General features: G+C 70.8%; 11 protein-coding genes. 7 read left to right on the top strand and 4 right to left on the bottom strand.

Translation table 11 applies throughout. The features are described 5' to 3' along the window. Positions 1-8: 8 nt before the first annotated feature. From HS041_RS36565 to HS041_RS36545, 5 genes are all read left to right on the top strand, one after another. On the top strand, positions 9-851 hold the full coding sequence (locus HS041_RS36565) for a class I SAM-dependent methyltransferase (RefSeq protein ID WP_196445449.1): 843 nt from the start codon (positions 9-11) through the stop codon (positions 849-851). Continuing rightward, positions 848-1,591 (top strand): class I SAM-dependent methyltransferase, encoded by a 744-nt coding sequence (locus HS041_RS36560; protein WP_196445448.1) that lies wholly within the window; start codon positions 848-850, stop codon positions 1,589-1,591. Before HS041_RS36565 ends, HS041_RS36560 begins: the two co-directional genes overlap by 4 nt. Positions 1,592-1,617: 26 nt before the next feature. Further along, positions 1,618-2,454 (top strand): SAM-dependent methyltransferase, encoded by an 837-nt coding sequence (locus tag HS041_RS36555; protein WP_196445447.1) that lies wholly within the window; start codon positions 1,618-1,620, stop codon positions 2,452-2,454. A gap of 71 nt (positions 2,455-2,525) precedes the next feature. Beyond that, positions 2,526-3,959 carry an MFS transporter gene (locus tag HS041_RS36550; protein WP_196445446.1) on the top strand — a complete coding sequence of 478 codons (1,434 nt, stop codon included), beginning with the start codon at positions 2,526-2,528 and terminating at the stop codon, positions 3,957-3,959. Beyond that, complete coding sequence (locus tag HS041_RS36545; RefSeq protein ID WP_307845631.1) at positions 3,956-4,699, top strand: thioesterase II family protein; 744 nt, start codon at positions 3,956-3,958, stop codon at positions 4,697-4,699. The genes HS041_RS36550 and HS041_RS36545 overlap by 4 nt, the downstream gene beginning before the upstream one ends. 48 nt (positions 4,700-4,747) lie before the next feature. Here the strand turns inward: HS041_RS36545 and argF are convergent, their stop codons facing one another. Further along, positions 4,748-5,752 (bottom strand): ornithine carbamoyltransferase, encoded by a 1,005-nt coding sequence (gene argF, locus HS041_RS36540; protein ID WP_196445445.1) that lies wholly within the window; start codon positions 5,750-5,752, stop codon positions 4,748-4,750. 26 nt (positions 5,753-5,778) lie between these two features. Beyond that, positions 5,779-7,026: an arginine deiminase gene (locus tag HS041_RS36535; RefSeq protein WP_196445444.1), complete on the bottom strand. Its 1,248-nt coding sequence runs from the start codon at positions 7,024-7,026 to the stop codon at positions 5,779-5,781. 447 nt (positions 7,027-7,473) lie between these two features. On the opposite strand from HS041_RS36535, the gene HS041_RS36530 reads away from it, so the two are divergent. Then, positions 7,474-8,436, top strand: coding sequence for a LysR family transcriptional regulator (locus tag HS041_RS36530; protein WP_196445443.1), 963 nt, complete (start codon positions 7,474-7,476; stop codon positions 8,434-8,436). A gap of 210 nt (positions 8,437-8,646) precedes the next feature. Next, a complete protein-coding gene (locus tag HS041_RS36525) occupies positions 8,647-11,871 on the top strand; it encodes a M28 family peptidase (protein WP_196445442.1) in 3,225 nt (1,074 codons plus the stop codon). 170 nt (positions 11,872-12,041) lie between these two features. On the opposite strand, the gene HS041_RS36520 is transcribed toward HS041_RS36525, so the two are convergent. Continuing rightward, the gene (locus HS041_RS36520; RefSeq protein WP_196445441.1) at positions 12,042-13,328 is read right to left on the bottom strand and encodes a GAF domain-containing sensor histidine kinase; all 1,287 of its coding nucleotides are present in this window, start codon (positions 13,326-13,328) and stop codon (positions 12,042-12,044) included. Beyond that, positions 13,325-13,456, bottom strand: coding sequence for a hypothetical protein (locus HS041_RS39645; RefSeq protein ID WP_255530243.1), 132 nt, complete (start codon positions 13,454-13,456; stop codon positions 13,325-13,327). Before HS041_RS39645 ends, HS041_RS36520 begins: the two co-directional genes overlap by 4 nt. Between the last annotated feature and the right edge of the window lie 161 nt (positions 13,457-13,617).

Genomic DNA, 13,617 nt, shown 5'->3' with positions numbered 1-13,617 from the left:
GCACCGATATGACCGCAACGTACGACTCCAGCACCACCAAGTCCTTCTACAACTCCTGGGGTTCCAACGAGTGGGAGCGGCTGGAGAGCTCGCTGGAGAACCGCATCAACTACCGGATCCACCGGACCCTGCTCGCCGAGCACGTCCGGCCCGGGGACAAGGTGCTGGAGGCCGGCGCGGGCCCCGGCAGGTTCACCATCGAGCTGGGCAAGGCCGGCGCCGAGGTGACGGTCTGCGACCTGTCCGACGTGCAGCTCGGCATCAACCGCGAGAAGGTGGCGGAGGCCGGGCTCACCGACCGGGTCACCGGCTGGCACCAGGCCGACATCGTCGACCTCTCCCAGTTTGAGACGGCCGCCTACGACGCGGTCGTCTGCGTCGGCAGCGTGCTGAGCTGCGTGCTCGACCGCGTCCCCGACGCCCTGGCCGAGCTGGCCAGGGTGACCAAGCCGGGCGGGGTCGTCATCGTCAGCGTCACCTCGCGCTACGGTTACCTGCGCGCGGGGCTGGGGCCGATCCTGCAGATGGCCGCCGCCGGGCAGCTTCAGGCCATCGACGACGCGGTGGCCAGCGGCGACATCGTCGGGATCAACGCCGAGATGGAGCTGCTGACCACCCACTTCTTCACCTGGGACGAGCTGCGCGGCGCCTTGGAGGACGCCGGCCTCGAGATCGTGACGGCCTCGGCTTCGAACTTCCTGTCCGCGGACTCTCCCGAACTGCGGGCGGAACTCCTGGAGGACCCCGAGGTGATGGAGGCGTTCGTCCGCTGGGAGCTGGAGGCCTGCCGTGCCCCCGGCGCCGTCGACGGGGGCACGCACATCATCGCCGTGGCCCGTCGGCGCGGATGACCGGGGAACCCATCGTGCACGACTACGAGAAGGCGACGTACGGCGAGCGCATCGCCGACATCTACGACGACTGGATGCACAGCGCCTGGGAGCCCAGGGAGACCGTCGACGCCGTGGCGGAATGCGCCGGGGGTGGCGCGGTACTGGAGCTCGGCGTGGGCACCGGCCGGATCGCCCTGCCGCTGGCCAGGGCCGGTCTCAAGGTGACCGGCGTCGACGTCTCCCCCGCGATGCTCGCCAAGCTGCGCGAGAAGGACCCCGACGGCCTGGTCGAGGCGGTCGAGGGGGATTTCACCGAGCTGCCCGTGGACGGGGCCTTCTCCGTCGTGTTCGTGGTGAACTCCCTGCTGCAACTTTCCGATCCGGCCGACCAGATGCGCTGCCTGGTCAAGGTCCGCGAGCGGCTCGAACCCGGCGGCGTCTTCGTCATGGAGGAGGCCAACCCGGCCGCCTTCACCGGCGGCGGGCTCCAGGTGGCCCACATGACCACCGACGAGCTGCACCTCATCGCCTCCGAGTACGACTCCGTCCGACAGCTCTACCGCGCCCAGCACGTGATCCTCCGGAACGACCGGACCCGGCTCAACCCCGTCACCCTGCGCCTCACCTCCCCCGCCGAGTTCGACCTCATGGCGGAGAAGGCGGGAATGCGCCTACGCGAACGCTGGGGCAACTGGGCACGCACCATCCCCTACCTGGCTGAGAGCCGAGCACACATCTCGTTCTACGAGGCCGTGTGAACCCCCCGACAACACAGGAGCACCTCATGACCGCGCAGGACTACGACGCCCTGATCAAGCAGTACGAACAGCTCACCGACATCTCCCAAGTCATCCTGGGCGACAACCTGCACGTCGGCTACTGGGAGGGCGCCGACGGTGACGACTCGATGCAGAACGCCACCGACCGGCTGACCGACCTGCTCATCTCCAAGCTCGACGTCACCCCGGGACAGCGGGTCCTCGATGTCGGCTGCGGCACCGGGCGGCCCGCCGTCCGCCTGGTCAGGACCCGGCAGGTGCGGGTCGAGGCGATGGACCTGGGCAAGCACCAGGTCGAGCAGGCGATCGCCCGCGTCCGCGAGGAGGGGTTGGAAGACTCCATCACCGTGCGGCACGGGGACGCGATGGACCTGGAGGACTACCCCGGCGCGTCGTTCGACGCCGCCTGGGCCATCGAGTCGCTCCCGCACGTGCCCGACCGCGCGCACGCGCTGCGCGAGATCGCCAAGGCGCTGCGCCCCGGCGGGCGCCTGGTGTTCACCATCTGCGTGGAGCTCGTGCCCACCACCGGGGACAAGCGCGCGTTCCTCGACAACTACTACCGGACGTTCAACGCCTCCTACCCGGCCTTCGACAGCCTGCCCGGGCTCATCGAGCAAGCTGGCCTGGAAGTCGTCGAGCTGCTGGAGATCGGCCGGCACGTCTTCGACAAGACGATGGCCGCCGTGGCCAAGGGCTTCCGGGAGAGCGCCGACGAGCTGGAGCGTAGCGTGGGCCTGCCCACCGAGCGCACCGAGCTGATGGCCGAGTCCGCGCTGCGGTTCGGCTCGATGGCCGAGACCGGTTACGCCGTCGCGGTCGCGCGCCGACCGGTCGCGTAGCTCCCACCCCTCCATCTCGTACGGCTGCGCGGCCCGCCCCCGCGGCGGGCCGCCACCTGAGGAGCTCCCCCATGACAGAACACATCGCCCCCGCGCGACCCCTCGGCGCTGCGCGAAGCGACACGCGACGCCACCGCCCCGGCGTCGCGCTCGCCCTCATCCTGACCGCCCAGCTCATGTTCGTCCTCGACGCGATGTTCGTCACCATCGCCCTGCCCGACATCGGCAGAGATCTCGGCATGTCCGCGAACGGCCTGTCGTGGGTGCCCAGCGCCTACGCCCTGGTCTTCGGCGGGCTCCTGCTGCTCGGCGGCCGGGCGGGGGACGCCTTCGGCCGTCGGCGAGTGTTCGCGGCCGGCGTCCTGGTGTTCGCGGTCGCCTCGCTGCTGGCCGGGCTGGCCCCCTCGGCGCCCTGGCTGATCGCGGCCCGCGTGGCGCAGGCGGTGGGGGCGGCGTTCGCCGCGCCCAGCGTGCTGGCTCTCATCATGACCGGTTTCCGAGAGGGCCCCGAGCGCAACCGCGCGCTCAGCGTGTTCTCCGCGCTGTCCGGGTCGGGCATCGCCATCGGCCTGATCGTCGGCGGTGTTCTGACCGACCTGCTGTCCTGGCGGTGGGTGCTGTTCATCAACGTCCCACTGGGCCTGGTCACGGCCGTGCTGACGCCGCGGTTCGTTCTGGACTCCACGCGCCTGCCCGGCCGGCTCGACGTGACCGGCGCGCTCACCTCGACGCTGGGCGTGGCGTCACTCGTCTACGCGGTCATCCGCACCTCGGGCAGCGGGTGGACCGATCCCCTGACCCTGGCCGCCTTCACGGGGGCCGTGCTCATGCTGGGGCTGTTCCTGATCGTCGAGACCAGGGCGAGCCAGCCGATCATGCCGTTGCGGCTGTTCGCCGACCGCGGCCGGGCCGCGGGCTTCCTGGGCATGCTGCTCATCCCGGCGACCATGGGCAGCATGTTCTTCTTCCTCACGCAGTTCCTGCAGACTGCGCTGGGATTCAGCCCGATCCGCACGGGCTTCGCCTTCCTGCCGTTCGCGGTCGGGTTCATCGCGGTCTCCACCGTGACCCCCTGGCTCTCGGTGCGGCTGGGCGCCAGGCCCGTCACCCTGGCGGGCACCCTGCTGGTGGCCGGCGGCACAGCCTGGCTCACCCGGATCTCAACCGCCAGCCAGTACTTCCCCGATCTCGCGGTGCCGATGGCGTTGATCGGCACGGGCTCGGGCGCCGCGTTCCTGGCGCTGAACATCGCCATCATGACGAGCGTGCCCGCCGCGGACTCGGGCGCGACCTCGGGCACGCTGCAGGTCCTGCAGAACGTGGGCGCCTCCCTCGGGCTGGCGATCCTCGTGACGGTGTTCGAGGCCGGCACCCGGGCCGCCACCGGTCCGGCGAACCAGGTCATGGCCGACGGGCTGAGCCGGGCGTTCGGCGTCGGACTGGTCTTCGCGGCCGGCGCGATCCTGGTCGCCCTCACCGTCAAGTCCCGGCCACCGGCCACGTGAGAAACGGAGACCGGTGGATCAGGCGCTTCGGCATGGGCGACGAGGCCCGTGTCCGGCTGGTCTGCTTCCCGCACGCCGGGGGCGCGGCCGGCTACTTCCACGGCCTGGCCGCCGCCGTGCCGTCGGCGGTGGACGTGCTGGGCGTGCAGTATCCCGGCCGCCAGGACCGGCTGGCCGAACGCCCGGTCGACCGGGTCGAGGAACTGGCCGAGCGGATCGCCGAGCGGCTGCTCCCATGGCGCGACGTCCCGCTGGTCCTGTTCGGGCACAGCATGGGCGCGCTGGTCGCCTCCGAGGTGGCCAGGCGGCTGGACCGGGACCCGGCCGGGCTGATCGTCTCCGGTCGGCCGGCGCCGTCGTCCCGGCCGGAGACGGTCTTGCCCGATCGGGACGACGAACTCCTCGCCCACCTGGAGGAGCTGGCCGGCACCGACGCCCGCTTGCTGGCCGATCCCCAGATGCGGCAGATCATCCTGTCCGCGCTCCGTGCGGACTACCGGGCGATCGATGCCTACGAACATGTGCCGGGACCGCCGGCGGGCTATCCGATCAGCGTGATGGTCGGCGCCGCCGACCCGGCGGTCACCCCCGCCGAGGCCGGAGGCTGGCTGGGCCACTCGTCGGCCCCGCGCGCCCTCCGTGTGTTCTCCGGCGGGCATTTCTATCTCGACGCGTGGCCGGCCCCCATCGTCGCGGCCATTGTCGCCGATATTTCAAGTTTCATCGATTTCAATCCGTAGGTTCGGGCCCGGGTCCCAGGCGCCCTACCACCCGACTCCTCCGATCGTTCAGTCCCCCAGGGTGGCGACCATGACGGCCTTGATCGTGTGCAGACGGTTCTCGGCCTGGTCGAAGACGATGGACCGGGACGATTCGAAGACCTCCTCGGTCACCTCCAGCGCCTCGTGGCCGGTCCTGGCGAACAGGTCCCGGCCGACGGCGGTCTGGCGGTTGTGGAAGGCCGGCAGGCAGTGCATGAACTTCACCGCCGGGTTGCCGGTCGCCTCCACCAGCGCGGCGTTGACCTGGTACGGCATCAGCAGCTCGATGCGCTCCTCCCACACCTCCTCGGGCTCTCCCATGGAGACCCACACGTCGGTGTAGAGGAAGTCGACGTCGCGCACGCCCTCGGCGACGTCCTCGGTGATGGTGATGCGTGCGCCGGTGGTCTCGGCCAGTTCCCGGGCGGGTTCGACGACGGCGACCTCGTCGGGCCACAGCGAGCGGGGCGCCACCAGCCGCACGTCCATGCCGAGCATCGCGCCGGTGACCAGCAGCGAGTTGCCCATGTTGTTGCGGGCGTCGCCGAGGTAGGCGTAGGAGATCTGGTGCAGGGGCTTGTCGCTGTGCTCGGTCATGGTGAGCATGTCGGCGAGCATCTGGGTGGGGTGCCACTCGTCGGTCAGGCCGTTCCAGACCGGCACGCCGGAGTGGGCGGCCAGTTCCTCGACGTGGGCCTGCCGGTGGCCGCGGAACTCGATGCCGTCGTACATCCGCCCCAGCACCCGGGCGGTGTCCTTGACCGACTCCTTGTGGCCCATCTGCGAGCCGGACGGGTCGAGACAGGTGACGTGGGCGCCCTGGTCGAAGGCGCCGACCTCGAAGGCGCAGCGGGTTCGGGTGGAGGTCTTCTCGAAGATCAGGGCGATGTTCCTGCCCTTCAGCCGCTGCTGCTCGGTGCCGGCGTACTTGGCGGCCTTGAGGTCGGCGGCGAGCCTGATCAGGTGACGGAACTCCTCCGGGGTGAAGTCGAGTTCCTTGAGGAAGCTGCGGTTGCGCAGGTCGAATGCCATCTCGTGTGCTCCGTGGCGGTGCGGGGTCAGATGCCGTCGCGCTCGATCGGGCAGCTCATGCAGCGCGGACCGCCCCTGCCCCGGCCGAGCTCGCTGCCGCGGATGGTGATGACCTCCACCCCGTTGGCGCGCAGGTGGTTGTTGGTGGTGGTGTTGCGCTCGTAGGCCACCACCACCCCGGGCTCGACGGCCAGCACGTTGCAGCCGTCGTCCCACTGCTCGCGCTCGGCGGAGTAGACGTCCTGGGTGGCGGTCAGCACCCTGATGTCGTCCAGGTCCAGGGCTCGCGCGATGGCCTTGTGCATGTCCTCCGGAGCGTGATCGGTGATCTTGAGTTCCTTCTCGTTGTCACCCGGTTCGATCGTGTAGGAGGGCAGCATGCCCAGACCGGCGAACTTGGTGAAGACGTCCGCGTCCACCTGCGTCATGACCGTGTCCAGGTGCATGAACGCCCGCGCCTTCGGCATGTTCAGCGCGACGATCTTCCTGGCCGCACCCTGGGAGAACAACCGGCACGCCAGCATCTCCACGGCCTGGGGCTGGGTGCGCTCGCTCATCCCGACCAGGACGGCGCCCCGCCCGATGACCAGGACGTCCCCGCCCTCGATGGTGGCCGGGGCGGCGGCCGTACCCGGCATCCAGACGTGGTAGCCGCCCTCGGTGTCCGGGCGGTCGTAGCCGGAGGCGAACATCGGGTGGTAGCGGTAGACGGCCTCGTAGTTGACGGTCTCGCGCTTGCGGGCCTTCTTCTTCATCGCGTTGATCGAGACGCCGCCGTAGATCCAGCAGGAGGTGTCACGGGTGAACAGGTGGTTGGGCAGCGGAGGCAGCACGAAGTCGTCGGCCGTCATCGCGTGGAAGACGACGCTCTCCGGCTCGCACCCCAGCTCCATGATCTCCCGCTTGGTGATGCCGCCGGTGAGGAACCGCGCCAGCATGACGGTGTCCAGGCCGTCCAGGGTGTTGCGGATGGCGTCGGTGGCCATCGGCCCGAGGTAACGCTCGTCGACGCTGCCGTCGAGGATGTGCTTGCGCGCTTCGGGGATGTCGATCGTGGTCCGGATGAGGTCCGACAGCATGTGGACGGTGACGCCGCGGTCGCGCAGGACCTGCTGCCACTCCTCGTGCTCCTCCACCGCGCGCTGCACCCACAGAACGTCGTCGAAGAGCAGCTCGTCCTTGTTGGAGGGGGTCAGCCGCTTCAGCGACAGCTCGGGCTTGTGCAGGATGACCTGGCGCAGCGTGCCGACCTCGGAGTCGACGTGGAACGTCATCGGAGTCCTCCCGTGGTTCGCTTGATTTCCCTCGGCCGTACTCGCCGCGCGAGGCCTTGACCCGGATCCGGACGGGGGTGCCGGCCAGGAGCGTGGGCGTCCCCCGGAAGACCGCGTCGCCGTCGCCGGCGGGGCATGGACCGGATCCGCTGCCGGATCACCCGGAGTCAGCCTCTCATCGTGCATCTCTCCCACATACCCCGAAAAGCGATCACACTTCGCGACCGCCGCCGTCCCCCCTCCTCCCCGTTCCCCGAGGAGGCGGACGGTCCGCCGCTCGGATCCCGTCAGGGCCCGCCCGCCTCCTCCGCCTGACCCGGATCGTCGCTGATGACCACGGCGTTTCCCTTTACGGTGTAGATCAGGTCCTCCTGGCGTCCGCCACCGAGCCCCGTCCCCCAAAAGTTGGGCCTTACCGGAAAGAATCTTTACTATTAACCTCGCCGTGTGGAACTAGAAGTTCGTCATCTACGAGCGATATGCACCATCGCCGAGGCCGGCAGCATCTCCCGGGCGGCGGTCGTCCTGAAGATGTCCCAGCCCGCCCTCGCCGCGCAGCTTCGCCGCATCGAGCGGATGTTCGGCGGACCGCTGTTCGAGCGCGGGCGCGAGGGCGCCCGGCCCACCCAGCTGGGCTCGTGGGTGCTGATCCGGTCCCGATCCCTGCTGCCCGCCTTCGACGAGCTGCGGCGCGACGGCATGCGCTACGCCGGGCAGGCCGCCGAACGCCCCAGGATCCGGGTCGGCTGCATGTCGAGCCATCTGGCGATCACCGTCATCACCTGCCTGAGCGAGCTGTTCCCCGGCGCCGACGTCCTCGCGCGCACCGAGGAGGCCATGGACCTGCTGCCCGGGCTGCTGGAGTCCGAGCGGCTGGAGCTCGCCACCCTCGGCGACTACCCCGGTCACGAGCTCTCCCCGCCGCCGGGCGTGTCCTACGCGAGCATCGCCGACGAGCCGATCTTCGTCGGGCTGGCCGCCTTCCACCCCCTCGCCGGTCGGGAGGAGATCGAGCTGCGGGACCTCGCCGACGAGGACTGGGGAATGCACGCGCTGGCCGAGGCGGGGCACCGCGAGCACTTCTGGACGGCCTGCGCCCTGCAGGGTTTCGAGCCGCGGGTCGCCTACTCCGCCGACCTCAGCCTGGCGCTCGACCTGATCGCCTCGGCCAGGTGCGTGGGCATGTTCCAGGCGACCAGCAAGGGCTATCCCGGAATCGCCATCCGCCCGCTCGCCGGAACCCCGCTGCGCTTCCGGCACCTGGTCGGCTGGACCGAGCAGGGCCCGGTGGCCCGCCTCGCCCCCGAGCTGGTCACGGCGGTCACCACCGCCTACTGGGCCGAGGCGCGGCAGGCTCCCGTCTACGCCGCCTGGCTGGACCGGCACGGCCCTCTGCCCGCACCGGTGTGACGCAACCGTCCGCCCGCCATATCGCGGCGTTATGGAATTTCGTGGGCTACTCGGCCGCGCACTCCCGATGTCAGCTTTGGTCCAGCCCGAACCGTCGGGGGAACGCCCGGCCGGGCGCGGTCGTCGCGCAGTGCGGCCTGCCCGGCCGGGCTCCCCAGGGCTCCTTGCATCCCTCCACCCCCCAAGGGACATCGAGAGGAGTCACCCCGAGTGAATCCCAGAGCTCGGACGGGCGCGGTCGCCGTACTGGCCGCCGTCGCCCTGACCACGACCTCGGCCGTGAGCGCCACAAGCGCGACCGCGGCCCCGGCGGGGCCCGGTACCCCCCGCACCGCCGTCCAGGCACCCCCCGCACCCGACCCCGAATCCCGCAGGCGCGCACTCGCCAGCGCGCAGAGCGCACTGATCGTCGAATCAGCCGCCCTCCGCAAAGGCGCCGGCGACGAATTCCGGCTCAAGGACACCGCCTCGGGCCCCGGCGGCCTGCAGTTCCTGAACTACACCCGGACCTACCGCGGGCTGCCCGTCCACGGCGGCGACGTGATCGTCGCCACCGACGGCACCGGCCGGCAGGTCGGGCTCGTCGACACGGCCCAGACCGTCGAACTGAAGCTGGACACCGCGACCAAGGTGACGGCGGACGCGGCGGCGGTGACGGCCCGCGGGCGGCTGGCCTCCGTCGAGAGCACGGGCACGCCCGCCCTGGTCGTGCACGCGACCACCGCCAAGCCCCGCATCGCCTGGGAGGTGGTGGTCACCGGCCGCACCGAGGAGGCCCCGAGCGTGCTGCACGTCTTCGTGGATGCGAAGACCGGCAGGGTCATCGACTCCTGGGACGAGGTTCGGGCCGGCACCGGTCACGGCTTCTACAACGGCCCCGGGCTGAACGTCACCACCTCCGGCTCGGGCGGCTCCTACTCCATGACCGACGCCACCCGTCCGGGCCTGCGCTGCGGCGGCCAGAACGGCTCGGCCTACACCGGCACCGACGACAACTGGGGCAACGGCCAGGGCACCAACCTGGAGACCGCCTGCGTCGACGCGATGTACGCGGCGCAGAAGGAATGGGACATGCTCCGCGAGTGGTTCCAGTACAACGGCTTCAACGCCGGCGGCGGCGCCTTCCCCGCGCGGGTCGGGCTCAACCAGGTCAACGCCTTCTGGAACGGCTCCTACACCAACTTCGGCCACAACCAGGCCAACAACCAGCAGGCCACCCCGATCGACGTGGTCGCCCACGAGTACGGCCACGCGATCTTCCAGTTCGCCGGAGCCGACGGCGCGGGCAGCGGCAACGAGGCCGGCGGCCTCAACGAATCCACCGGCGACATCTTCGGCGCGCTGACCGAGCACTACGCCAACAACCCCAACGACCCGCCGGACTACCTGGTCGGCGAGGAGGTCAACCTGGTCGGGCAGGGACCGATCCGCAACATGTACAACCCGGGCGCGCTCGGCGACCCCAACTGCTACAGCTCCTCGATCCCCAACACCGAGGTGCACGCCGCGGCCGGCCCGCAGAACCACTGGTTCTACCTGCTGGCCGAGGGCACCAACCCGCCCGGCAAGCCCGCCAGCACCGTCTGCTCCGGCCCGTCGACGCTGACCGGCATCGGCATCCAGAACGCGGGCAAGATCTTCGTGGCCGGCCTGGCCATGAAGACCGCCGGGTCGCGGACCCACGCCCAGGCGCGCGCCCACACGCTGGCGGCCGCCAGGCTGCTGGACCCCAGCTGCGCCCAGTTCAACGCGACCAGGGCGGCCTGGACCGCGGTCAACGTCCCGGCCGGCGCGAACGAGACCTGCACCCCGCAGGGCGGGAACAACGACTACTCGGCCTCGATCAATCCGGCCTCGGCCACCGTGGAGCCGGGACAGTCCGCCACCGCCACCATCAGCACCACGGTGACCAGCGGAAACGCCCAGTCCATCACGCTGCGGACCGGCGCCCTGCCGGCAGGCGTGACGGCCTCCTTCAGCCCTGCCGCCATCAGCTCCGGGCAGACCTCCCGGCTGACCCTGACCACCTCGCCCACCACGCCGGCCGGCGCGCACTCCGTCACGGTCACCCTCGACGGAGCGGACGCCGACAAGCAGCTCGGCTTCAGCCTGGCCGTCGGCGGCGGGCCCGGCGGCGGTGCCCCGGACATCCCGGTCGCCAACGTCACCGCCCACCTGAACCAGCTCCAGTCGATCGCCACCGCCAACGGCGGGACCCGGGTCTCCGGCGGTGCGGGCTACACCGCCTCCCTGAACTACATCAAGGGCAGGCTGGACGCGGCCGGCTTCCAGACCAGGACCCAGCCCTTCACCTCCGGCGGCCGGACCCACACCAACCTGATCGCCGACTGGCCCGGCGGCCCGGCCGGCCAGACGATCATGCTCGGAGCGCACCTGGACAGCGTTCAGACGGGCCCCGGCATCAACGACAACGGCTCGGGCTCGGCCACCCTGCTGGAGGTCGCCCTCGCCCTCTCCGCCCAGAACCCCACGCTCACCAAGCACGTGCGCTTCGGCTGGTGGGCCGCCGAGGAGGCCGGCCTGGTCGGCTCGACCTACTACGTCCAGAACGGCGGGGCGTCCGGCGTCGAGGCGTACCTCAACTTCGACATGACCGCCTCCCCGAACCCGGGCTACTTCGTCTACGACGACGACCGGACGATCGAGGGGCACTTCAAGGAGTTCTACACCTCGATCAACGTCCCGACCGAGATCGAGACCATGGGTGACGGCCGCAGCGACCACGCCCCCTTCAAGAACGCCGGGGTCCGGGTCGGCGGCGTCTTCACCGGAGCCGAGGGCCTCAAGTCCTCGGCCCAGGCCGCCAAGTGGGGCGGCACCGCGGGCCAGGCCTTCGACCGCTGCTACCACTCCGCCTGCGACACCTCCGCCAACATCAGCGCCACCGCACTCGACCGCAACGCCGACGCCACCGCCCACGTGCTGTGGAAACTCGCCGTCGGCGGCACCCAGGAGCCGGAGGACGACTACTCGGTCTCGGTCACCCCGGCCGCGGCCACGGTCGAACCCGGCCAGTCGGCGACCGCGACGCTGAGCACCACCGTCACCTCCGGCGACGCCCAGAGCGTCACGCTGACCGCGAGCGGCGCGCCCTCCGGCGTGACCGTGGCCTTCGGTCCGGCGACGATCACCTCCGGCCAGTCCTCCGCGGTGACGGTCACCACCTCGGCGGGCACCCCGGCCGGGACCCACCGGATCACCCTCAACGCGGACGGCGCCAGCGCCGACCGGTCAGCCACCTTCACCCTCACCGTCGGCGGCGGGCAGGGCGAGACGGACTGGGCGCCGTGGAAGCCGTACGCCGTGGGTGACGTCGTGACCTACGACGGCGTCAGGTACCGGTGCCTGCAGGCCCACACCTCCCTGCCGGGCTGGGACCCGCCGAACGTCCCGGCGCTCTGGCAGCGGATCTGACCGGGACCTGACGCGTCCGGGGACGGCCCCGGACGCGTCAGGCCGGCGGGCCGGTACGGCGGGCGGGCATGGCCGCCCGCCGTACCCTGCTTTCCGCCCTTCGAACTCCGGCGGGGGAGGAGTCCGCTGCGGCCCGGGGGAAGCCGGCCCCCGGCCGTCCCGGCGGTGGCCTACGGTTTCGGCGCCGGTGGGGCCAGCAGGGTGACGTGCACGCAGGTGCCTTGGTGCGGGGTGCTGGTCATGTGCACCTGGCCGCCGTGCAAAGCGATGATCTTCTTGACGATGGACAGGCCCACGCCGATGCCGCTGATCGCCTGGGACTCGGCCTCGGACGTGCGGTAGAAGTCGTCGAAGACGCGCTCGACCTCGCCGTCGGAGACGCCGATGCCGGTGTCGTGGATCTCCACCGACGGAACCGGCCCGTCGGTGACGAGCACCTCGATGCGGCCACCGTCCGGGGTGAACTTGATCGCGTTGTCCAGCAGATGCACCAGGGCGTGCCACAACCGGCCCGCATCGGCCCAGGCCATCACCGGTTCCGGTGCTTCCAGGGTCAGGGTGTGGCGCTTGTGGCGGGCTTTGGCGTCGGCTTCGGCAACGGCCGTGCCGACCAGGGCGACCAGATCGACGACCTCGGGGGCGAACGCGACGGTCTGGGCGCTGAGGCTGGCCATCAGCAGCAGTTCGTCCAGTTTCTCCAGCAACCGGTCCGAGTTGCGTTCGATCACGGTCAGGAACTGTTCGGTGGTGGCGGCGTCCAGGCCGCCGTCCTGGATCAGGTGCAGATAGGAGCGGATCGAGGTCAGCGGGGTGCGCAGCTCGTGGTTGACGCTGCGCAGAAACAGCTGTTTGAGGTCCTCGACGTCCTCCCGATGCCGACGGGCGCGATCGGACTGGTGGTCGTGGTGGTGGCGTTCGACCAGCGCGGCCACGCAGGTGGCCAGCGCCTTCAGCGCGCCGCGCTGTTCGGGGTTCAACCGGCGGGAACGCCGGTCCATCACGCACACCGTGCCCAGGGCGTGGCCGTGGCTGCTGACGACCGGCGCTCCGGCGTAGAAGCGCACGTCCGGGTCCCCGGCCACCAGCGGATCGGTGCAGAACCTCGGGTCGGCCAGGGCATCGGGGATCTCCATCAGCCGCCGGTCGCAGATCGTGTACGGGCAGAACGCGATGTTCCGGTCCATGACCTCCATGCCCACTCCGATACGGCCTCGCAGGTGCTGAAGACGCTCACTGATCAGGTTGACCAGCGCGATCGGGGTGTGGCAGATCCGCGCGGCCAGCTCGGCGACCGCCGTCAGGATCGACTCCAGGGGCGCCTCGACGGCCTCCAGCTCGGCCAGCTCGCGCAGTCGCTCGATCTCGTCGGCCGGGGTCGGGGGCGGTGTGCTCGCCCCCCGGCCGGCGCCTGCGGCGCAGCCGTCCTCTCCCCCACCGGGCTGATCGGCCGTGCTCACCCGCGCGCCAGCCGAGTGCGGATGATGCGGCCGGCGACGGCGTGCGCCCGGTGACCGGCCCGTTCCCGGGGGAAGGCGGTCGGATTCCGGATGCCTGCGTCGTCTTCGACGACCAGCACACTGGACATGGTCTCCTCACTCCCGGCTCCCGACGTGCGCCGCCCCGGGCCCCTGCCGGATAGAGCCGGTGTACCCGGATGATCGACTCACGCACGGCCTGGAAGGTCAAAAATCTTCCTGATCATCCGTCCGTTCCGGGCCGGGCGGCGACCGCCGCTCCCCCGGCAGG

The organism is Planomonospora sp. ID67723 (assembly GCF_015711605.1).
Classification (GTDB): Bacteria; Actinomycetota; Actinomycetes; order Streptosporangiales; family Streptosporangiaceae; genus Planomonospora_A.
This window is presented reverse-complemented; position numbering and strand designations above follow the sequence as displayed.

Bases quoted from the DNA above. Each gene is read 5' to 3' on its own strand.
- HS041_RS36550 (WP_196445446.1), top strand. From the start codon at position 2,526: ATGACAGAACACATCGCCCCCGCGCGACCCCTCGGCGCTGCGCGAAGC.
- HS041_RS36560 (WP_196445448.1), top strand. From the start codon at position 848: ATGACCGGGGAACCCATCGTGCACGACTACGAGAAGGCGACGTACGGC.
- argF (WP_196445445.1), bottom strand. From the start codon at position 5,752: ATGGCATTCGACCTGCGCAACCGCAGCTTCCTCAAGGAACTCGACTTC.
- HS041_RS36555 (WP_196445447.1), top strand. From the start codon at position 1,618: ATGACCGCGCAGGACTACGACGCCCTGATCAAGCAGTACGAACAGCTC.
- HS041_RS36535 (WP_196445444.1), bottom strand. From the start codon at position 7,026: ATGACGTTCCACGTCGACTCCGAGGTCGGCACGCTGCGCCAGGTCATC.
- HS041_RS39645 (WP_255530243.1), bottom strand. From the start codon at position 13,456: ATGTCCAGTGTGCTGGTCGTCGAAGACGACGCAGGCATCCGGAATCCG.
- HS041_RS36565 (WP_196445449.1), top strand. From the start codon at position 9: ATGACCGCAACGTACGACTCCAGCACCACCAAGTCCTTCTACAACTCC.